The sequence below is a fragment of the Pseudomonas azotoformans genome, from assembly GCF_001579805.1.
Lineage (GTDB): Bacteria > Pseudomonadota > Gammaproteobacteria > Pseudomonadales > Pseudomonadaceae > Aquipseudomonas > Aquipseudomonas azotoformans_A.
In genome coordinates this window covers 5,086,370-5,107,287 of record NZ_CP014546.1, presented here as the reverse complement: position 1 = coordinate 5,107,287, position 20,918 = coordinate 5,086,370, and the positions used below count along the sequence as shown (strand labels likewise).

At 62.3% G+C, this 20,918-nt stretch carries 17 protein-coding genes; all 17 read right to left on the bottom strand.

Annotated elements, in window-relative coordinates; genetic code table 11:
- Positions 1-165: 165 nt before the first annotated feature.
- Complete coding sequence (locus tag AYR47_RS23370; protein ID WP_033896531.1) at positions 166-927, bottom strand: PIG-L deacetylase family protein; 762 nt, start codon at positions 925-927, stop codon at positions 166-168.
- 179 nt (positions 928-1,106) lie between these two features.
- Entirely contained in the window at positions 1,107-1,766 is a 660-nt protein-coding gene (locus tag AYR47_RS23365) for a glycosyltransferase (RefSeq protein ID WP_033896529.1), read from the bottom strand.
- On the bottom strand, positions 1,763-2,362 hold the full coding sequence (locus tag AYR47_RS23360) for an SAM-dependent methyltransferase (RefSeq protein WP_061437117.1): 600 nt from the start codon (positions 2,360-2,362) through the stop codon (positions 1,763-1,765). Before AYR47_RS23360 ends, AYR47_RS23365 begins: the two co-directional genes overlap by 4 nt.
- Positions 2,359-3,117 carry a PIG-L deacetylase family protein gene (locus tag AYR47_RS23355; protein ID WP_061437115.1) on the bottom strand — a complete coding sequence of 253 codons (759 nt, stop codon included), beginning with the start codon at positions 3,115-3,117 and terminating at the stop codon, positions 2,359-2,361. The genes AYR47_RS23360 and AYR47_RS23355 overlap by 4 nt, the downstream gene beginning before the upstream one ends.
- Positions 3,114-4,112: an acyl-CoA dehydrogenase gene (locus AYR47_RS23350; protein ID WP_033896525.1), complete on the bottom strand. Its 999-nt coding sequence runs from the start codon at positions 4,110-4,112 to the stop codon at positions 3,114-3,116. Before AYR47_RS23350 ends, AYR47_RS23355 begins: the two co-directional genes overlap by 4 nt.
- Before the next feature lies 1 nt (position 4,113).
- Entirely contained in the window at positions 4,114-6,273 is a 2,160-nt protein-coding gene (gene glgX, locus AYR47_RS23345) for a glycogen debranching protein GlgX (protein WP_061437113.1), read from the bottom strand.
- 119 nt (positions 6,274-6,392) lie between these two features.
- Complete coding sequence (locus AYR47_RS23340; RefSeq protein WP_033896523.1) at positions 6,393-6,665, bottom strand: DUF2934 domain-containing protein; 273 nt, start codon at positions 6,663-6,665, stop codon at positions 6,393-6,395.
- A gap of 24 nt (positions 6,666-6,689) precedes the next feature.
- On the bottom strand, positions 6,690-9,425 hold the full coding sequence (locus AYR47_RS23335; protein WP_061437111.1) for a malto-oligosyltrehalose synthase: 2,736 nt from the start codon (positions 9,423-9,425) through the stop codon (positions 6,690-6,692).
- Positions 9,422-11,506, bottom strand: coding sequence for a 4-alpha-glucanotransferase (gene malQ, locus AYR47_RS23330; protein ID WP_061437109.1), 2,085 nt, complete (start codon positions 11,504-11,506; stop codon positions 9,422-9,424). The genes AYR47_RS23335 and malQ overlap by 4 nt, the downstream gene beginning before the upstream one ends.
- A complete protein-coding gene (gene treZ / locus AYR47_RS23325; protein ID WP_033896519.1) occupies positions 11,503-13,248 on the bottom strand; it encodes a malto-oligosyltrehalose trehalohydrolase in 1,746 nt (581 codons plus the stop codon). Before treZ ends, malQ begins: the two co-directional genes overlap by 4 nt.
- A gap of 20 nt (positions 13,249-13,268) precedes the next feature.
- The gene (glgA, locus tag AYR47_RS23320; RefSeq protein ID WP_082781530.1) at positions 13,269-14,822 is read right to left on the bottom strand and encodes a glycogen synthase GlgA; all 1,554 of its coding nucleotides are present in this window, start codon (positions 14,820-14,822) and stop codon (positions 13,269-13,271) included.
- 522 nt (positions 14,823-15,344) lie between these two features.
- Positions 15,345-16,298 carry a D-2-hydroxyacid dehydrogenase family protein gene (locus AYR47_RS23315; RefSeq protein WP_033901999.1) on the bottom strand — a complete coding sequence of 318 codons (954 nt, stop codon included), beginning with the start codon at positions 16,296-16,298 and terminating at the stop codon, positions 15,345-15,347.
- A gap of 26 nt (positions 16,299-16,324) precedes the next feature.
- Entirely contained in the window at positions 16,325-17,326 is a 1,002-nt protein-coding gene (locus AYR47_RS23310; protein ID WP_061437096.1) for an alpha/beta fold hydrolase, read from the bottom strand.
- 44 nt (positions 17,327-17,370) lie between these two features.
- Positions 17,371-17,814 carry a YqaA family protein gene (locus AYR47_RS23305; protein WP_061437094.1) on the bottom strand — a complete coding sequence of 148 codons (444 nt, stop codon included), beginning with the start codon at positions 17,812-17,814 and terminating at the stop codon, positions 17,371-17,373.
- On the bottom strand, positions 17,811-18,257 hold the full coding sequence (locus tag AYR47_RS23300) for a DUF411 domain-containing protein (protein ID WP_061437093.1): 447 nt from the start codon (positions 18,255-18,257) through the stop codon (positions 17,811-17,813). Before AYR47_RS23300 ends, AYR47_RS23305 begins: the two co-directional genes overlap by 4 nt.
- A 97-nt stretch (positions 18,258-18,354) precedes the next feature.
- Positions 18,355-18,813, bottom strand: a complete 459-nt coding sequence (locus tag AYR47_RS23295; protein WP_033903032.1) for an SRPBCC family protein — start codon at positions 18,811-18,813, stop codon at positions 18,355-18,357.
- Positions 18,814-18,894: 81 nt separating this feature from the next.
- Positions 18,895-20,889: a methyl-accepting chemotaxis protein gene (locus AYR47_RS23290; RefSeq protein WP_033903031.1), complete on the bottom strand. Its 1,995-nt coding sequence runs from the start codon at positions 20,887-20,889 to the stop codon at positions 18,895-18,897.
- Positions 20,890-20,918: the final 29 nt, after the last annotated feature.

Here is a 20,918-nt window from a genome sequence, read left to right as displayed (position 1 = left end):
ACGGATCAGGGACAGCGGGTTACCTGTTTCTGAAAACACCGGCCAATGCAAAGGGTTGGCATGGCTTTCTCGACTGCACCTGAACCGGTGCAGCGCTTTTTCACTTTAGCCACACATTCCCCGAGCCGCTACTGTGAGAACTGACAGGTATGGACGAGTTGGGCACTACGACAGCACGATCTCATAGGGTTCGCGCATTCTCTCCAGCAGCACCTGGGCCAGCATGGGCGCCAGACCGATGGCCGGGTCGCCGGCCAATTGGCTGGCATAGGCATGGGCGGCGTGAAGCTTGCGCGCCACGGTCCAGGTGTCCAGCCGCACCTTGCGTGCCCGTTGCCAGGGGATGATCGCGCCTTCGCGGGCAGGCCAGTGCCAGGCCCAGATAGGTAGCTCATACAGTTGCGCGCCCACCAGGCAGCAGGCATTGGCGCTGGCACGGCCAACAGTGTCGTGATCGTCATTGCCGTCGTTACGCCACGTGCTGAACACCACATCGCCCGGTAGCAAGTAGCGTGCAATGAATTGGCTCAGTTGCGGCTCGCGGCTGGCGAGGGCGTCGTCACAGAACCCACCGCGGATCCACTTCAAACTGTGCAGGGGCATGCCCAGGCGGCGCATGGCCTCGACGCTTTCCTGGGGCCGCACCACGCTCAGGCGGCTGGCCGGCCAGACGTTGGACCCTGGGTGACTGGCGCTGCCATCCGTGATGGAGATGAGTTGCAGGGGATGCTCCAAGGTACTGAGCAGTTGCAGCAGGCCCCCGCAGGCCAGCACTTCGTCGCCGGGGTGGGGCGCGATGATGACCACGCGTGCGCCAGGCGGCACCAGTGAGGACGAGGTGATCGGGGGAATTTGCGCCAGCTGCGGGGCGCTGTTCCAGATTTGCGCAGGGCCGCTACGGCCGTCGCTTAAGGAAGCAAGCTTCATGGGGTGTCACATCCTTGTCGATTGATGCTGGGTCGTGGCCCGTTGACGGGACGACACTCTTTTATCCACCACAGGCTCCGCCGCAGTGGCTGCATGACGCCCCAACCCTGGAACGCCAGCAAGGCGTCATCAGCATAGACAAGGATTGGTCGGTTTTACATTCGGCAACGTCGTTTTTTTCAAGTGGCGTGCATCAAGCTCTTCAAGTAATCGCCGAAACCGCCCTGTGCGCGAGCATCCAGGCGCGCACTGGTGATCACTTGCGGGCTGTGGCTCCAGGCGATGGAGGCGCCGCACAGCTCCAGGTTACGCACCAGTTGCACATCCTCATGGCACGCCAGGGGCTCGAAACCACCCGCGCGCACATAAGCGCCTGCGCTCACGCCCAAGTTGGCACCATGGATGTGTCGATGGCCGTCTCGCGCCTCGTAACCCTGGTTGTAGCGAATCTGCGCAGCCGGGTCGAAGCCTTCGCTCCAGGCGTCCACGGTGACGGTGCCGCATACTGCGTCGGCCCCCAGTGCCAACTGGGCCACCAGCCAATCAGGCGCCACGCGGCTGTCGGCATCGGTGCACGAAATCCAGCGGGCGCCCTGGTTGAGCAGATGCCGCGCACCCACGCCTCGAACATGCCCGACATTGCGTGCCTGGGCTTCAAGCCATTGCACGGGATAGGCCTGGGCAATGGCGGCACTTGCATCGCTGCAACTGTCGAGTACCACCAAGACAGTCACGGCTTCGCCGAATAAACCCGGATGACTGGCCGCGATCAGTGCCGCTCTCAGGCAGTCGCCCAGCAGGGCCTCTTCGTTGTGTACCGGGATCAGAATGCCGATCATCGCAGGCCCTCAAGGGTGGCGACCGAAGTGCCGTCGCGGCTCCACAGGTCGAGCAGGAAGTCGTGTTCGTGGTGGCTGGTCACGCGAGGCATATCCAGCCGCTCCTGAAGCAGGGCATGCACCTGCTCGGCCGTTTGCGGGCAACCTTCGATAGGCGGGCGCCAATGGCAGGCCAGCACCTGGCCGTCGTCGGTCAACGAGGTGCGCACGCGTTCGATCAACCGGCACAGGTCGTCGGCATCGAGGTAGTAACACAGCTCGCTCAATACAATTAGCTCGAACCGGCCCGTGGGCCACTGTTCGGGCAAGCGGCTTTGCTGCACCTGAGCCTGGGGAAAGCCCTGCAAACGACTGCGCGCCAAGGCTACGGCGGCCGAAGCCGTGTCGCAGCACAGCAGGCGGTCACAGCGGGGCGCCAGTTCGAAGCTCAGCTCGCCATTGGCGCATCCGGGCTCGAACGCCGAGGCATAACGTGGTCGTGTGAGTAGGGCCAGGGTCAACGCGCGTTTACGGCGTTCGTACCAGCGTTGGCGAAAGGCCCAGGGGTCATCATTTTCGGCGAACAATTGGTCGAAATACGGCGTAGCTACGCTCATACGAATACCACTTCGAAGGGCTGCAGCAGGCGCTCCACCACGTAGGGTGCCAGTACCGGCGCCAGGCCGATCTGCGGGTCGCCCTCCAACTGGCTGGCGAAGGCATGGATGGCGTGGCGTTTGCGGGCGACCGCTTCACAGGTCAATGGGATCTTGCGGGCGCGATGCCAGGGCACTTGGTTGTCTTCGGGCGTTGCCCAGTGCCAGGTCCATACCGGCAGTTCGTACAGGGTTGCGCCTACAGCCGAGGCTGCCTTGGCGCTGGCACGACCGACGGCTTCGTGGTCGCAATGCCCATCTTCGCGCCAAGTGGTAAACACCACGTCGGTGGGTTTGAGGTAACGCTGGATGAACGCCGCGAGTTCATCTTCCCGCGCCGCCACCTGACTGTCGGCAAACCCGGCCCGCAGCCATTTCAGGCTGTGCAGCGGCAAGCCAAGACGATGCAGGGCCTGGGCCGATTCCTGCGGGCGCACCACACTCAAACGCTCAACCGGCCAACGCCGCGAGCCCGGATGACTGGCGCTGCCATCGGTGACTGAAATCAGCTGGATGGCCCGGCCGAGTGCCGCGAGCCCCTGCATCAAGCCACCACACCCCAACACTTCATCATCCGGATGGGGGGCGACGATCACCGCCCGATAGCCTTCGGGCACCAACTGCTCAACGCTGATCGGCGGCAGCTCGGCCATCTTCGGCGACGCCTGCCAGCGATGCAGCGGCGTGCCTTGGCCAACGATTGGATTGGGTTTCATAACTGCCACCTCCCTGTGGGTTCGCCGGCGACCAACTCGCCAAGGCCGGCCAAGTCGCGTTCGGCGTGACTCTGGCGCATATACACCGGCAAGTCCGCCATCAACTGGGCGAAATGCGGATCCTTGCAATAGGGCCCCGCACCGACGGCCCGACCCACGTGGCGCATCACCTGTTCGACGGTGTCTTCGATGCACGCCCGAGTCTGTTGCGCCAACTCCCTGGCATTGGCCCTGGGTTCTCGATCGACCTGTTCCGCGCTGGCGCGCAGTACACAGGCGGCGCTGTTGAGTGCGCTGTCGACTGCGCCGAGGTGGGCGAGGGCGTGGGGTTCGGGGCGTTTGCTGCACTGCTCACGCAAGACTTCCGCCAGGCGTTGCGCCGCGCCATACCAGCAGGCAGCAATGCCAATGCCGCCTTGCCAGAATCCGGGCCGAGCCAGGTAATCACCGGGTCCGCCCACGGCCAGCCCCCAGGCCTGGTCAAACACGATTTCCACACTGCCGGTGGCGGCCATGCCCACGGCGTTCCAGCCTTCGTCCGTGACGACGACGCCCGGTTGATCCATAGGCACTGCCACCAGTTGCTGGCGGTCTTCTTCGTCCCAGGCCGTCAGCAAGCCATGGCTGACCACCGCCGCACCGGAACACCAGGCTTTACGCCCTTGCACCTTCAAACGCTGGCCGTCGTTGAAGACGCGTACCTTGGCGGTGGGTGGCTCCGCCGCCCACATGCCCCAAATGCTGCCCAAGGGCGGCAACGGACTGTTGAGTTCGGCGATGATCGCCAAGGCGTCGGTGTGGCCTTCGAACAACTTGCACAGGCGCAGGTCATGGCCTGCCACCTGTGCCAAGCGGCTGAACCGCGCCAATGTCTGACCGCTGCCCGGCAAGGGCAGTTGGTCCAGGCCTTCCTCCTGAAGCGCCTTCAGGGCCGCGCCCAGGGCTTGCGTGTCCGCATAGCCCCGGTAGCCTTGAAGGAATCCATGCAGTGCCATTTCACACCTCGTCTTCACGCTGCAATTCGAACAGCAGCAGCGAGCGGCCAGTCACCGCGTACTCATGATCGAAATCAAAGCGTTCCTGGCCACGGACTGCCGGGGAGTTGGTGTCGAGCATGCAAGTCCAGAACTCGCCCTCGGGCACCGGCGGCAGGCGGAAATTGACCATGTCGTGGTGGGCATTGACCACCAGCAACAACGTCGCATCGGCGCCGGCACGACGAATCCCGGTTTCCTGGGCGCGGCCATCCATCAACATGCCCAGGCAGCGGCCATGACTGTCTTGCCACTGTTCGGTGGTCATCTCATTGCCATCCGGCGCGAGCCAGGTGACGTCCTTCACGCCAATGTCTTCGTTGTAGTCGCCTACCAGGAAGCGGCCACGACGCAGGATCGGGTAGGCCAGGCGCAATTTGATCAAGCGTTTCACAAACTTGAGCAGGGCTTTGCCGTCATCATCCAGGTCCCAGTTGACCCAGCCGATCTCGCTGTCCTGGCAATAGGCGTTGTTGTTGCCGTGCTGGGTGCGGGCGAACTCATCACCGGCCACGATCATCGGCGTACCTTGGGCCAACAGCAAAGTGGCGAAGAAGTTGCGCATCTGACGCAGGCGCAGCGCGTTGATTTCCGGGTCGTCGGTCGGCCCTTCGACGCCATGGTTCCAGGACAGGTTGTTATTGCTGCCGTCCTGGTTGTTTTCGTCGTTGGCCTCGTTGTGCTTGTCGTTGTAGGACACCAGATCGTGCAGGGTGAAACCGTCGTGGGCGGTGATGAAGTTCACCGAACTGTAAGGACGGCGGCCACGATGGTTGAACATCTCGCCGGAGGCGGTCATGCGCCCGGCAAAGTCCGCCAGTTGGCCGTCATCGCCTTTCCAGAAGGCCCGCACGGTGTCGCGGAAGCGGTCGTTCCATTCGACCCAGCCCGGTGGGAAGTTGCCCACCTGATAGCCGCCGGGGCCGCAGTCCCAGGGTTCGGCGATCAGTTTGAGCTGGCGCAATACCGGGTCCTGGCGGCAGGCAACGAGGAAGCTGTGGCGCTCGTCGAAACCATCGCGGTAACGGCCAAGAATGGTTGCCAAGTCGAAGCGGAACCCGTCGACGTGCATCTCATTGGCCCAGTAACGCAGGGAGTCGGTGACCATCTGCAATACGCACGGATGGCTCAAGTCCAGGGTGTTGCCGGTGCCGGAATCGTTGATGTAGAAACGCTTGTCATCCGGCATCAGCCGATAGTAGGAAGCGTTGTCGATACCACGCATGGACAGGGTCGGGCCGCGCTCGTTGCCTTCGGCAGTGTGGTTGTAGACCACGTCGAGGATCACCTCGAGCTTCTGCTCATGCAGGTGCGCGACCATCTCCTTGAACTCGGCGATCTTGCCGCTGGCCAGGTAGCGCGGGTCGGGGGCGAAAAACGCGATGCTGTTGTAGCCCCAATAGTTGGTCATGCCTTTTTGCAGCAAGTGCTGGTCATTGACGAAGGCATGCACGGGCAGCAGCTCGACCGACGACACGCCCAACTGGCGGATGTGCTTGAGCACGTCGTCTTCCATCAAGCCGGCGCAGGTGCCGCGCACGGATTCGCCCACGGAAGGGTGGCGCATGCTGATGCCGCGCAGATGGGTCTCGTAGATGATGGTGCGATCCCACGGCACGCGCACCGGCTGGTCGTTGCCCCAGGTGTGTGCCGGGTCAATGACTTTGCATTTGGGCACGAAGGGTGCGCTGTCGCGTTCATCGAAACTGAGGTCGTCGTCCGGGTGGCCGATGGTGTAGCCGAACAACGCCTCGGACCATTTCAGCTCGCCCACCAATTGCTTGGCGTAGGGGTCGATCAGCAATTTGTTGTGGTTGAAACGGTGGCCGTTGGCGGGGTCATACGCACCGTATACGCGATAGCCGTAAATCAGCCCTGGATGGGCGTCGGGCAGGTAGCCATGGAAGGTTTCGTCGGTGTATTCGGGCAGTTCGATGCGCTCCAGCTCGACTTCGCCGGAATCATCGAACAGGCACAGTTCGACCTTGGTCGCGTTGGCCGAGAACAAGGCAAAGTTGACACCCAGGCCGTCCCAGGTGGCGCCGAGGGGGAAGGGCAAACCTTCACGAATCCGCGACGGCTCGCTGCCCGGCGTCGAAGGGGTTTTATCGGGTTTGCTCATTGAGTTGCTCCTGCAAGGGTCTTTTTTCGGGCCGAACGCGGCCGTGCTGACGAAATTTCAGCTGAGAGTCTGGAAGGTGAAATCACCTCTTGCCGACAGCGCCGACAAGAGGCGAGGGGTCAAGGCTTGGGCTTTTTGGGCGCCGGTGGTTTTTTAGCGGCCGGTGGCGCCGGCTTGCTGGCCGCAGGTGCCGCGGGTTTGGCTTTCGCCGGCGGCTTGGGGGCGCTGGCCTTGGGCTTGGCGGCTGCCTTGGGCTTGCTCGGCGTCAGCGCTTCGGCTTCTGCCAGTTTGCGCGCCATCTCCCAGTGGCGTGCATCTTCACCATGGGGTTTGCCCTCGGACTCCCAGATCTGATGCGCCAGTTCGCGTATGCGTTTGTCTTCAGTACTCATCACAATGCTCCTCACAGAAAATTTTCAGCTTTCTTGATCATCAGGATTGATAAAGACATTGACCGGGAAATCCCCCAGGGCAGCGCTAACCAACAGCTCCTTGTCTGGTGTGACTGCGCCTGTATGAAAAAGTCCCTTCCAGTTTTGCGTTGTGGCGGCGAACGGTAATTTCACCCGTGTATCGCCCCAAACCTGCGCGTTGATCTGGGGATGCACACCGTTTTCAAGCAGGTAATGGGGCCAGCGTGGCACCACCATCAGCAAGCGTTTACCGTGATGTTCGCGGCTGAATGCGACCACCCGTTCGGCGTGTGCGCCGACCACTTCCAGCGGCGTGTAGGTGCCGCTGCGGAACAGGTCAGGCTGGGCCTTGCGCAAGGCCAGCACCTGGGCAATCAACGCCTGTTTGATACGCCCGTCGCGCCAGTTGAACAACAGTTCGCCGATGTCCGGTGGGGTCGCCAGCGCCTGTTGCCGTGCGCTGTAATCCACCGGGCGGCGGTTGTCCGGGTCGACCAGGCTGAAGTCCCAGAACTCATCGCCCTGGTACAAGTCCGGTACACCCGGTACGGTCATGCGAAGCAAGGATTGCGCCAGGCCATTCAGCGCGCCGGCCGGGGCAATCGCCTGAGCGGCATTGCCAATGGCGGTGCGTAGTGCGTGGCCTTCTTCACTGAGCAATAGCCGTGAAAGGAATGCTTCGACACCTTGTTCATAGGCTTCGTTGGGCGCGCTCCAGCTGCTCTGCAACTTGGCTTCGCGCAGGGCCTTTTGTTGCCACTGCCACAGGCGCTGCTGGTAGCCGTCAAAGTCGGTGCCCTGATCCAGCGGCCAACTGCCGAGCAAGACTTGATAGAGGATCAATTCATCACCCGGTGAGGGCGCAGTGTCGGTCCGTAACGGGGCGGCCAGGGTGCGCCAGTGTTCCACCTGCTCAACAAACCACGGCGCGCATTCACTCAACACCGCCAGGCGCGCGCGGGTGTCCTCGCCGCGCTTGTGGTCATGGGTGGCGGTGGCCAGCAGGTTGTCGGGGAAGGTCTGCAAGCGCTGCTGGTTGACGGCATGGAAGTCGGCCAATGGCGCGCTGAACTGTTCGGTGCTGAAGCCCACGTCATTGCGCGACAGCAATACCGCCGAGCGATAGAACGCAGTGTCTTCCACGGCCTTGGCGGCAGCGGGGGAGGTCAGTTGCTGGAAACGCACGCAAGCGTGCTTGAGGATCTTGCGTTCGCGGCCCACCGGGCGATTGCGCCAGGGCTGGCCGCCCAGCCATTTTTCCAGGTGATCGAGTACGGGCCAGTCGCCTTCGCCCAAGGTGGTGCGCGCGCCGTCCATGGCGTGTTGGAACACCTGGTCGTCGGCGTCGCTGCGGCCACGTGCGCTGATGTAGGTGCGGTACACCGGGAAGTGCACGATCAGCTCCTGCAAGGCGCGGCGGATGGCGCCTAGGGTCAGGTCGCGGGTCATCACATCGTCGCGGGCTACTTGCAGCAGGGCTTGGGCCACACTTTCAAAGTCGCCGCCGAGGGAACCGTTAAGGATTTGCTGACGTGCCAGCCGCGCCTCCTCGATGAACGCCGAAGGCCGTTCGCTGTGACGGGTCCACAATTGGGCCAATGGCTCAAAGCCGTCGGGGTGATGTTGCAGCAGCGACAGCTGGTTCATGAATTCGTAGCCGGTGGTGCCGTCCACTTGCCAGTCTTCGCGCAGGGTTTCGCCTTCGCCGAGGATTTTTTCCACGAAGATCGGCAGATGCCGCTGCGGTGACAACGAATCCACCCGGCGCCGCAGCTTGCGGCAATACCCGCGCGGGTCGGCCAGGCCGTCGATATGGTCGATACGCAGGCCATCCACCAAGCCTTCGCTGATCAGTTCGAAAATCTTGCCATGGGTGGCCTCGAACACCGCCGTGCGTTCTACGCGTAGGCCGCCCAGTTCATTGACATCGAAGAAGCGCCGCCAGTTGATATCGTCCGCGGCGGTGCGCCAGCTGGCGAGGCGGTAAGCCTGTTGTTCAAGCAGTTGGTGCAGGCGGTCGAAGTCGAAGCTCGCCAGTTGTGCGTCGATGGCCTGGCGCACTTCGTCCTCAGTGGCCCGTTCGGCCAGGGCCTGTTTGAGCCAGGCGGCTTCATGGTAAGCGTCGTCCTGATAGGCCAGGGCGCTGAAACGGTCGGACAATGGCTTGAGTAATTCATCGCTGCCCAGGATCGTCGCGTAGTCCCGTGGGCAGATCGGAAAGCGATGCTCGTAATGCTCAACATAGAACGCTCCATGGGTGGCATCGAACTTCAGGCTCACGCTGCCGCTCTGCAAGGCTTCGCCGTAATCGCTGCCGAGGAACGGCATCAGCAACTGGCCTTTGAGCAAGGGGTCGGGTGAATGCCACTGGATATCGAAGAACTCGCTGTAGGGGCTCATGCGCCCCCATTCCAGCAGGTCCAGCCACCAAGGGTTATCCGCACCACCGACGGCCATATGGTTGGAGACGATATCCAGGATCAGGCCCATCCCGTGTTCACGCAAGGCGGCAACCAGGCGGCGCAAGGCAGCTTCGCCCCCCAGTTCCGGGTTGACGCGGGTGGGGTCGACCACGTCGTAGCCGTGCATGGACCCGGCGCGGGCGCTGAGCAGCGGCGAAGCGTATAGGTGGCTGATGCCGAGGCGGGCGAAGTAGGGCACCAGCGGCACCGCGTCATCCAGGGTAAAACCTTTATGGAATTGCAGGCGCTGGGTCGCGCGCAGGGGCAGTGCGTTCATCGGTCACGCTCATAGGCTTGGTTGCGCGCGACGGCCAACAGTTCGAGGCGGCGGGCGGCACCGGCATTGTCGAGCAGGCTGGAGGCCTCCCCCACAAAGCGGCGGCGCCAATTGGGGTGGGTGTCGGTGGTACCGGGCAGGTTGGCCTGCTCCTCGACGCCGAGCGCATCTTCCAACGGCAACAGCACCAACGGCGCACGGGTATGGCCGAGGTAGCGCACGCTGGCGTCGATCATGTGGTCGGTTTCATTGCGGATTTCTTCAACGAAGTTCTGCGGGTCCTGGCTCAAGGCCTGGCGCAGTGCCTGGCGTTCGCGCAGGCGGTGTTCGCTCCATTGCTCCGCGGTGGGCGCGTCGATCAGGCCGAGCTGGATGTTCCACTCGATATCGCGGCTGTGCCACCAGCCGTTGAGCGTCGGCAAGTCGTGGGTGCTGGTGGTGGCCAGGGCATTGTCCGGCCAGTCGAGGATCGGCTTGAATTGGCCCTCGTGGTTTTGCTCGAACAGCAACACGCGCATGCCGAGGATCGAGCGAGCGATGAGTTTTTCGCGCAGGCCGTCCGGCACCGTGCCCAGGTCTTCACCGAGCACGATGGCGTGGTGGCGATGGGATTCCAGGGCCAGCAGGCGCAACAGATCTTCCACCGGGTAATACAGGTAGGCGCCTTCACGCGGCGAAGCGTCCATGGGGATCACCCACAGGCGTTGCAGGCCCATCACATGGTCGATACGCAGGCCACCGGCATGGGCGAAGTTCGCGCGCAGCATTTCGATAAAGGCACGGAAGCCGTTGCGCTTGAGGCCTTCAGGCGAGAACGCGGAGATGCCCCAGCCCTGACCTGCGCGATTGAGAATGTCGGGTGGCGCGCCCACGGTCAGGTCCGCGAGCAGCTCGTCCTGACGGCTCCATGCTTGGCTGCCACCGCCGTCAGCGCCCACGGCCAGGTCGGCAATCAAGCCGACGCCCATGCCGCTGCCACGGGCCGCTTGTTGCGCGCGTTCCAGGCAACGGGCGATCAGCCATTGGCTAAAGGCGAAGTAGCCGATCTCATCCGGGTTTTCTGCGGCAAATGCTGCGAGTGTCGGGCTCTGCGGGTTGCGCCAGTCTTCTGGCCAGTGGCGCCAGTTGAGGTCTTCCCCCTTGGCGGCGCGCACGGCCTGCACGGCTTCGAAGCGGCAGTGATTTTCCAGCGCTTCACCACCGGCTTGGCGGAAACTCAGGAAGTCGGCGTGTTGTGGATGCTGGCCGTGGCGGAAGTCCTCATACAGCGCCCGCATTAGACGCTGCTTGGCCTTGGCGGCTCTCGGCCAGTCGATCAGGCTGTGTTGTTCCAGATCGTGCAGCTCGTCAGTCAGGCCGAGGGCTTCGATGGCGTTGCGCACCTCGCGCTCCCCTAGAATGCAACCGGGCGAGGCGTACAAGCTGTTGAGGAACAAACGACTCGACGGCGAATACGGGCTGTAGCGCTCGGTGTCGGCGCTGAACATGGCGTGCATCGGGCTGATGGCCAGGGCGTCGGCACCGCGCTCGGCGGCCGAACGGGCCAAGTGTTCCAGGGCCAGGGTGTCGCCAAAGCCGCCATCACCCAGGCGGCGCAGGCTATACAGTTGCGCGCTGAGGCCCCAGGCGCGAGCGGGGCGGCTGTCGACGGCCTCGGCCACGCTGTAGCAGTGGGTGGGGGCGACGGCCAAAGTGAAGGTCTGCTCGGCGATATGCACCTGGTGGTAACCGAGGGCGATGACGCCGGGTAATACGGCGTCGCCATCCAGGCGCAAGTCGAGGGTTTCGCCATCTTCCAGGCTGACCCGGCACAGGGTGTCCGGCTCAAAGTAACGGGCCAGGTCCAGGCCTTCGCCGCTGTCGATGGTCATCAAGGGTGGCAGGTGTTTGTCGTGTTGTGCCTGTTCCAGTTCGAGCAGGCTGGCGTCGATCTCGGCATCGCTGTCGGCCGGGTGGCCCAGGCCTTTGAGAACGGCGCGCAGGGCGTCGGGTTTCACACGTTGCGGGCGGCCGTTTGCGTCGATCCAATCGACGGCCAGGCCCGCTCGGCTGGCGAGGATTTCCAGGTTCGCTTCGCTCAAGGGTGCTCTCCAACAGGGGATAGGGTAACGCGTGCGCTGTACGCCGGCAGCTGGGCGCCGAGGTTGGCAGGCGTTTCGAAAAGGACGGCGCCGGTCGCCGGGTAATCCAGCGGCGCGGCACTCAGGTTGAGATCGATCTGCAACAGGCTGCCGTTGCCCAGGTGCCAGCGGGCGCTCACGGCACCTTCCGCCAGCACCTGCGCGCCCAAGGCAAGGCTGCCGGGCAAGTGCGGCACGATATGCTGGTGGCGCAGGTTCAGTAGTTGGCGGTAGAGCTGGGCATGCGGATGGTCTGCAAAGGCCGGGGACGATTGCTGAAAGGTCTCCAGGGCATTGGGGTCAGGAATGCGTTCACGTCGCTCAGGGTCGTGGAACGCAGCAAAGTCGGCGAATTCGTTACGCCGACCTTCGCGCACGGCTTGCGCCAGTTCGCCATGATGGTCAGTGAAAAACAGGAACGGTTCGCTGGCGTTGACCTCGTCGCCCATGAACATCATCGGGATCATCGGCGAGAGCAGCAGCAGGGCTGTCGCCGCCTCTAAAGCCGGGGGCGAGCAGAGTTGATGCAGGCGCTCGCCCAGGGCGCGGTTGCCGATCTGGTCATGGTTCTGCAAAAACGTCACAAACGCGCTCGGCGGCAGGTGCCCGCTGGGTTCGCCGCGTTCATGGCCATGCCGGGTGGTGTGCCCCTGGTAGATGAAGCCTTCGCCCAGGCAGCGCGCCAGTTTGGCGGTAGGCTCTTCGGCAAAGTCACTGTAGTAGGCGTCGGTTTCGCCGGTCAGCAATACGTGCAGGACGTTATGAAAGTCATCATTCCATTGCGCGTCAAAATCGTGCTGCAGGAGGCTGGCCTGATTGAGCTCGTTTTCCAGCATCAGCCAGACGTGTCGACCGGTGTCGACTTGCTCGCGAACCCGGTGCGCCAGTTGTTTCAGAAAGTCCGGGTTGTCGATGGCGTGTACCGCGTCCAGGCGCAGGCCGTCAAAACGGTATTCGAGCAGCCACATCAAGGCGTTATCGAGGAAGAAATCCCGCACTTCACGCCGGTCAAAGTCGATACCGGCGCCCCATGGGGTGTGCACGTCTTCCTGGAAGAAGCCTTTGGCGTATTGGCCGAGGTAGTTGCCGTCGGGGCCGAAGTGGTTGTAGACCACATCGAGAATCACCGCCAGGCCCTGTTCGTGGGCGCTGTCGATCAGGTGCTTGAGTTGATCGGGCGTGCCGTAGGAGGCTTGGGGCGCGTAGGGCAGGACACCGTCATAGCCCCAGTTGCGTTCGCCGGGGAACTGCGCGAGCGGCATCAATTCAATCGCGGTCACGCCCAGCTCGGCCAGGCGCGGCAGGTGCTTCTCGACGCCGGCATAGCCACCCATCGCGCCGACGTGCAGTTCATAGATGACGGCTTCGTGCCAGGGACGGCCCTGCCACTGGCTGTGGCGCCATTGATAAACGAGGGGGTCGACCACCAGGCTCCAGCCATGCACATCCGAGGCCTGTGCCCTGGAGGCAGGGTCGGGAACATCCATCTCCCCATCGATATTGAAGCGGTAGCGCGTGCCCGCCGGGCACGCTATTTCGGTTTCAAACCAGCCATCTGCCTGGGGCAGCATGGCGACGGACTTGCCATTTTCCAATTCAACGCTGACATAAAACGCGTCTGGCGCCCACAAGGCAAAACGCGTGTGTTGCGCGTCCAGCATGATTGCGCCGTGGGGCCAGGTTTCCAGAGTCCGTAACGGCATCTATAGAGACCTCCCGTTGATTATTTAGCGGATTTCCCCAAGGCCTTGGCCACAAGTTGCTCATACAGCTCGGCGTAGGGTTCCACCGCCTGGCTCCAGTTGAACGGTTGCGTCATCGCCCGGCAGCGCATGGCATTGAGCAGGCCAGGGTAGGCAAACACCTTGAACGCGCGGCTCAAGGCTTCTTTGTAGCTGTCGACCGTGGACTCATTGAACAGAAAGCCGGTCACGCCATTTTCGATGGTGTCAGCCAAGCCACCGGTATTGCGCGCGACGGGCAGCGAGCCGAAGCGCTGGGCGTACATCTGGCTCAGGCCGCACGGCTCGTAGCGCGACGGCATGAGCAAAAAGTCACTGCCAGCGAACATGCGCCGTGCGTCGGTCTCGTTGAAGCCGATGCGCACACCGATCTGGCCGGGGAAACGCAGCGCCAATTCACGCATGGCGTTTTCTTCTTCCGGCTCGCCGCGACCGATGATTGCGATCTGCCCACCTTGCTCGACGATAAAGCTGGCGACGGCTTCGGTCAGGTCCAGGCCTTTCTGGAACACCAGGCGCGAGACCACGGCGAACAGCGGGCCGGTGGATTCATTCAGGCCGAACAGCTCGCGCACCTGGCTGGCGTTTACCGCTTTGCCTTCCCAGTCGCCGATGTTGAAGTTGTGGGTCAGGTGCGGGTCGGTGGAGGTTTCCCAGCTGTCTTCAATGCCGTTGGGAATGCCGCTGAGCAAGCCTTGCTGGGTCTTGCTGGCAAGAAAGCCATCCAGGCCGCAGCCGAATTCCGGGGTGGTGATTTCCCGGGCGTAGGTGGCGCTCACCGTGGTGATGTGGCTGGAATACGCCATGCCGGCCTTGAGGTACGACATCTTGCCGTAGAACTCCATGCCTTCCTGCTGCAGGGCGTGGGGTGGAATGCCCAGTTCCGGCGTGGAAGCCAAACTGATCACGCCCTGATAGGCCAGGTTATGAATGGTGAACAGCGTCGGCGTGCGTGACCCACGCCAGTGCATATACGCCGGCGCCAGGCCAGCGGGCCAGTCGTGGGCGTGCACCAGGTCCGGGCACCAGTGGATCTGCGCGAGGTTGGCGGCCATGTCGGCGGCAGCCAGGCCCAGGCGGGCGAAACGGATATGGTTGTCCGGCCAGTCGCGGCCGTTATTGGCGCCGTAGGGCGTGCCTTCACGCTCGTACAATTCGGGGCAGATCAACACATAGATGACCAGGCCGTCCTTGAGGTCCATGCGCCCGATCTTGCACGGCGGCAGCGCGGCGTGGCCACCCAGCTCGCCGATGATATGGATCGGGTTATCGCTTTCCATCACCTGCGGGTAACCGGGAATCAGCACCCGCACATCGTGCAGGTGGGCCATGGCGCGGGGCAGGGCCGCGGACACATCGCCCAGGCCGCCGGTTTTCACCAGATCGGCAAATTCGGAGGTCACGAACAGGACTTTCTTGCGATTAGGATTCTGACTCACGATCGGCCGCACAGTGGTGGGCAGGTCGACCAACGAAGGTCCCCCTACCGGCTGACTGACACGCTCTCCCTGAATATCTACAGCGGCACTGATCATAGTTCTCTCCCACATGTTGGTCGGCTAATGGCCCGCTGCCATTAGCTCCGATGGCCACATCCTGCGGCCAGGCGCACAAGCACTGTACAAACTGGCAAGGCGTATGCCAGTTGCACGGTTAGCCAAAAAAGATTGGATGGACGGGCATTTCGCGTGAACCGCGGGTGCTCGCCTTACCTTAAAACTGGACCTACGGCAGAGTTGGAAAGTTTCGATTTTTTGCGGGGTTTTTGTTTTCGAACGGACCCATCGGTCATGAGTCTAGGACAGATCCTAGAGCTTGTAGGCTTTCTGCGGAAATTTTGTAGGACAAAAAACTTGTAACCTTATGTCAGGTTGACGCGGGGTCTGTGGCGAGCAAGCTTCCTGTGGCGAGCGGGCTTGCCCCGCGTTGGGCTGCGTAGCGGCCCCGCTTATTCGCGATTGGTTATTTGGGAGCGCTTCGCGCTCCAACGCGGGGCAAGCCCGCTCGCCGCAACAAGCCCGCTCGCCAAAAAAGTGCGAATGCTCCGAAAGAGTGCGTCAGCCCAGCACGCGAATGGGCGCTCCCTTGGCCCACGCTTGAATGTCTTCGATCATCTGGCCGTAGAACTGTTGGTAATTCTGTTCGCTCACATACCCCACGTGCGGCGTCGCCAGTACGTTCGGCAGGCGGCGGAACGGGTGATCCGCCGGCAACGGTTCCTCGGCGTACACATCCAGCGCGGCTCCCGCCAGGCGTCCGTTTTCCAATGCCTGTACCAGCGCCGACTCATCCACAATCGGGCCACGTGCGGTGTTGACCAAGTGCGCGCTGGGTTTCATCCACCCCAGTGCCTCGGCGTCCACCAGCCCACGGCTGCGGTCGCTAAGCACCAGATGAACGGTAAGAATATCCGCCTGTTCAAACAACGCCTGCTTGCTGACCCAGGTCACGCCCGATTCCGCCGCGCGTTCCGGCGTGAGGTTTTCACTCCAGGCAATCACCCGCATGCCGAACACCTGGGCAAACTGCGCGACTTTCTGGCCAATGCTGCCCAGGCCGAGAATACCCAGGGTCTTGCCATGCAGATCGCCGCCCAGGCCAATCTGCCAGTGGCCGGCGCGCAAGGAATTGGCCTCGGCCAGCAGATTGCGGGTGGACGCCATGATTAGAGCCCAGGTCAATTCCGGTGCGGCGTGTTTATAGCTGTCAGTGCCGCAGACCGTAATGCCCAGCGCCTTCGCCGCAGGAATGTCGATGGCCGCGTTGCGCATGCCGCCCGTTACCAGCAGCTTGAGCTTTGGCAAACCTTGCAGCAGAGCCTTGTCGAAAGTGGAGCGTTCGCGCATCACGCAAATCACCTCGAAGCCCCGCAGACGTTCGATCATGGTGGCGGTGTCCGCCGGGTAATCGTGCAGGAAATGCACCTGGCCCACGGCCTCAAGCACTGACCAATCCACCACGCCACTGGCCACGTTCTGCCAATCATCAATGACTGCGATCTGTACCGACATTCACGAGTGCCTCGAAAAAGGTTGAATTAAAGGGCGTTTAAACCCTGCAACAGCGCCTGATGAAACTGGGCCGGTTCCTCCATCTGCGGTGCATGCCCCAGACCCGGGAACTCCACCAGGGTTGCATGGGGAATCAACTTGGCCACTTGCTTGCCCAGCACGGCGTAGTCGCCGAGCTTGACCTTGACTGCCGGCGGCGCAATGTCCTTGCCGATGGCGGTGTTATCGGACGTGCCGATCAGCAGCAGCGTGGGCATTTGCAGGTTCTTGAACTCGTAGTACACCGGCTGGGTGAAGATCATGTCGTAAATCAACGCCGAGTTCCATGCGACCAGGGTATGCCCTGGGCCGTTGCTCAGGCCGGCGTACATGTCTACCCAACGCTCGTACTCGGGTTTCCAGCGCCCGACGTAATAGGTGTTGAGCTGGTATTTGCGAATGCCGTCGGCGCTGACGTTCAGCTCACGTGCATACCATTGGTCGACGGTGAGCGAGGGCACGCCCAGTGCCTTCCAGTCTTCCAGGCCAATCGGGTTGACCATTGCCAACTGTTCGGTCTGCTCGGGGTACATCAGCGCGTAACGCGTGGCGAGCATGCCACCGGTGGAATGGCCGATGATGGTGGCCTTTTGAATGCCGAGTTTTTCCAGCAGTTGATGGGTGTTGGTCGCCAACTGCTGGAAACTGTATTGATAATGATCGGGCTTGCTGGAGCTGCAAAAACCAATCTGGTCCGGCGCGATCACTCGGTAACCGGCATCGCTCAACGCCTTGATCGAACCTTCCCAGGTGGCACCGCAGAAGTTCTTGCCGTGCATCAACACCACGCTGCGGCCGTTGGCCTGTCCTTTGGCGGGCACGTCCATATACCCCATCTGCAGGGATTTGCCCTGGGATTGGAATTCGAAATGCTTGAGTGGGTAGGGGTATTCAAAGCCTTGCAGCTCTGGACCGTAGCTGGCGGCAAAGGCGGGTGCGGTGCTGACGGCGAGCAGGCCGGTGATGCAAAAAGCGCGGATCAGGGGCATTGGCAAGGCTCCGAGAAGGGTGCTCGGATGCTGTTGCGGGACGATTAACTGGGGATTAACACCCAGTGCAAGGTCACGGCAGCGAGTACCCCATAACGGACGCTTTTGGCTAAAGTCACCAACAGCAGGAATCGCCACAACGGCTCACGCATCACCCCGGCCACCAAGGTCAGCGGGTCACCGATGATCGGCATCCAACTGAGCAACAACGTCCAATGGCCCCAGCGCTGGTAATGGTTACGAGCCTTGTCCAACTGCTTGTCACTGACGGGAAACCAGCGTCGCCCCTTGAAATGCTCGACCCAGCGTCCGAGCCACCAATTGACCACCGAGCCCAGCACATTGCCCAATGTGGCCACGCCCAGCAGCAGCCAGAGGCTGTAATGCCCGCTGAGCAGCAGACCGACAAGCACGGCTTCGGATTGAAGTGGCAGCAGTGTTGCGGCGCCAAACGCCGCGAAAAATAGCCCCAGGTAGCCGGCGATCATTGCGCCGGGTATTCAGCCACCACCACATCTTTGCCTGCACGGGTCAGGCCGATGACTTGATAGGCCTCGCTGCGGCCTTCGACTTCCATGCCCGGTGAGCCCATGGGCATGCCCGGCGCGGCCAAGCCCAACAGGTCATCGCGTTTACGCAAGGCCAGCACTTGCTCGGCGGGCACGTGGCCTTCGACGAACTTGCCGTCAATCACGGCGGTGTGGCACGAACCCAGGCGCGGCGCCACGCCCAGGCGTTGTTTGACGGCGCTCATGTCGGCTTCGACGTGGTCATTGACCTTGAAACCATTGCTTTCCAGGTGGCTGATCCACTTTTTGCAGCAACCGCAGTTGGCGTCGCGGTGCACGTCGATGGGAATCAGGTCGGCAGCCTGGGCCAGGGTGGTGGTGAACAGGGCTGACAATAAGGCCAAGCGCAATGTGGTTTTCATAGGAACTCGCGTGTAGGAGAGGGCCGTCGGGATGGCGGCGATCATGACGCCGTCATCGCGGGCAAGCCAGCTCCTACCGGTTGGGAATGTTTCCAAATTATACGAAGGGTGGGTTTTCCAGGCGATGTTTCAACTGGTCCAGGGCAATGGTCGACAACTCGATCATGCGCTCATGTAAAGTGGCCAGTTGCAGCTCGGTTTCGTAGGTCAGCACCCGCTTGAACAGCGTGCCGCCCTGATGGGGCAGCAGGAAGTAGTGAATGGAGCCATCCACGGCCAGGGAGGTGAACACCGTCTTGAATTCGCCAGGGCGCCGGGCGATCTGCACGCGGTAACTCATGGGGACACGCACCCCCAGCAGGTCGATGAACTCGGTAAACCGTGCACCGGCAGGCAGTGAACCGGTGGTGCCGGTGTCGGCACTGAGGGACGTGGGATGCCATTCGTGCCAGCGATCCGGTTGGGTCACATAGTCGTAGACGGCTTCGATAGGCGCTCGGATAAAGCGTTCCTGACTGATCCGCTCCAAACGGACCGACTGCTCGGCAGCTCGCATGGCACACCTCCTGTGTTGCGACTAGGAACTGTCAGAATAGTCCCACTCCCGCACATTGCACGGGAGTGTTTCAGCCGTTTATCACTGCACCTTGAATCGACCCATCAACGCGATCACCCGGCCATTCGCCTCCAGCAGGCTTTGGGTATTGGTTTCAGTGGCATGGCCGCTCTGTACCAGCTCTTCGACCATTTGTCGGATCTGCACCATGCTGCGGTTGATCTCCTCGGTCACCGCGCTCTGCTGCTCGGCCGCTGTGGCGATCTGGGTGCTGAGGTTGTTGATATGGCTAACCGAACCGGCCATTTCATCCAGGCCGGTGTTTACCCGTGCCGTGGCATCCGCCGCCGACTGGCAACTGGCCTGGGTGTTTTCCATGGCGGCCACCGAGGAACTGACGCCAGCGGTCAAGCGCGTGAGCATGTCGTTGATCTGCGAGGTGCTGGCCTGGGTGCGTGCCGCCAGCGCACGCACTTCATCGGCCACCACCGCAAAGCCCCGGCCTTGCTCGCCGGCGCGTGCGGCTTCAATTGCCGCGTTGAGGGCGAGCAGGTTGGTCTGGCCGGCAATCGCACCGATTACGCCAAGGGTTTCGGTGATGCGTGCGGCGTCCTGGCGCATGTTTTCCACGCTGTGGGTGGCGCTGGACACTTCGCCGATCAAGGCGCTGACACTGGTGGAGGCTTCGCCCACCACCACGCGGGAACGATCGGCATGCTCATTGGCGCGCTGGGTGAATGCGGCGGTTTCGGCGGCGTTTTGCGCAACGGTGTCGGCGGTGGAGCTCATTTCGGTGATGGCGGTGACCGTCTGATCGGTCTCCGAGGCATGCCGCACCAGGATCTGGTTGGTGTGCGCCGAGGTCCGCTGCAGTTGCTCCAGGCTCGACGACATGGCGCCGGTGGCCTGGGTCACTTCACCGATCATGTTCTGCAGGTAGACGATAAAACGGTTCACCGAATGGCCAATCGCGCCCAACTCGTCTTCGGCACGGATGGTGATGCGTCGCGTCAGGTCGGCATCGCCGGCAGACAGTGCGTCGATATTGGCTTTGAGTGACTTCATGCGCTGCACCAATTGGCGGATCGCATACACCGCGAGCAGCACCAGCAACAACACCATGGGGATTTGCAGCAGGGCCAGGGTGCCGAGTACGTCATCGCGTTGGGCGGTGATCAGAGAGGTGGGCAGGGCGGTGGCGAGGAACCACGGTGTGCCTGCGATCGGGCGCATATAGAAGGTGCTGGCCACGCCCTGGTTGTCGAATTCGCCGCGTTGCAGCGCTTGGTCTCGATTAACCAGGGCCTTGCTGATTTGGGCAGCAAACGCCGAGGTTCCGGCAAGTTCGCTGATGTTTTTCAACACCACCGGACCACTGATCCGCGAACTGTTGCTGATGATCTTGCCGTCGCCCTCGACGATCAGCATTTGCCCGCCGATGTCTTTTTCTTTGCTGGCCACCAGGTCATTGAAGAAACCCAGGGTCACGTCGATGGTGGCGACGCCGTAGGGCACGCCGTCGCGCTGGATCGCCATGGCGCAATTGGTGCGCGGCTCCTGGCTGGCGTCGTCCTTATAGGCGGCGGCCCAAGCGCATTGCCCACGCGGGGAGGCCAGGCCGCCTTTGTACCAGCTCTGGTCGTAATAGTTGGGCGCAGGGTCGCTGTTCCAGAAGGTGTTGACGGCCAGTTTGCCCGAGGCATCGCGGTGCCAGAACGTGCTGTGCTTGTTACGCCCCGGTGTGCGCTGGTTGGGCAACGGCCAGATCCCGCCGCCGAAGACTTTCAGCTCGCCATACTGGTCGACCAGGCCAGGCAGGACCTTGTCGATGGCATCGCTGTCGAGCAACGGGACCGTCTGGGTGATGCTGCGTTGCTGGGACTGAACCTTGTTTAGCTCGCCCTGGATCTGTTCCGCCACCTCGGCGATGCGGTTGAGCACCACCTGTTCTTCGGTGTGACGCAACGTGGGCGCGACTAACTGGCCGATACCCACTACGGTCAACACAAATAACACCAGGACGAACAGCACCAGGAACAGGGTATAGCGGGCTTGGATGGAGCGCAGTGGGGGCATGGGGTCGTCCTTACGAAGCGTTTATGACC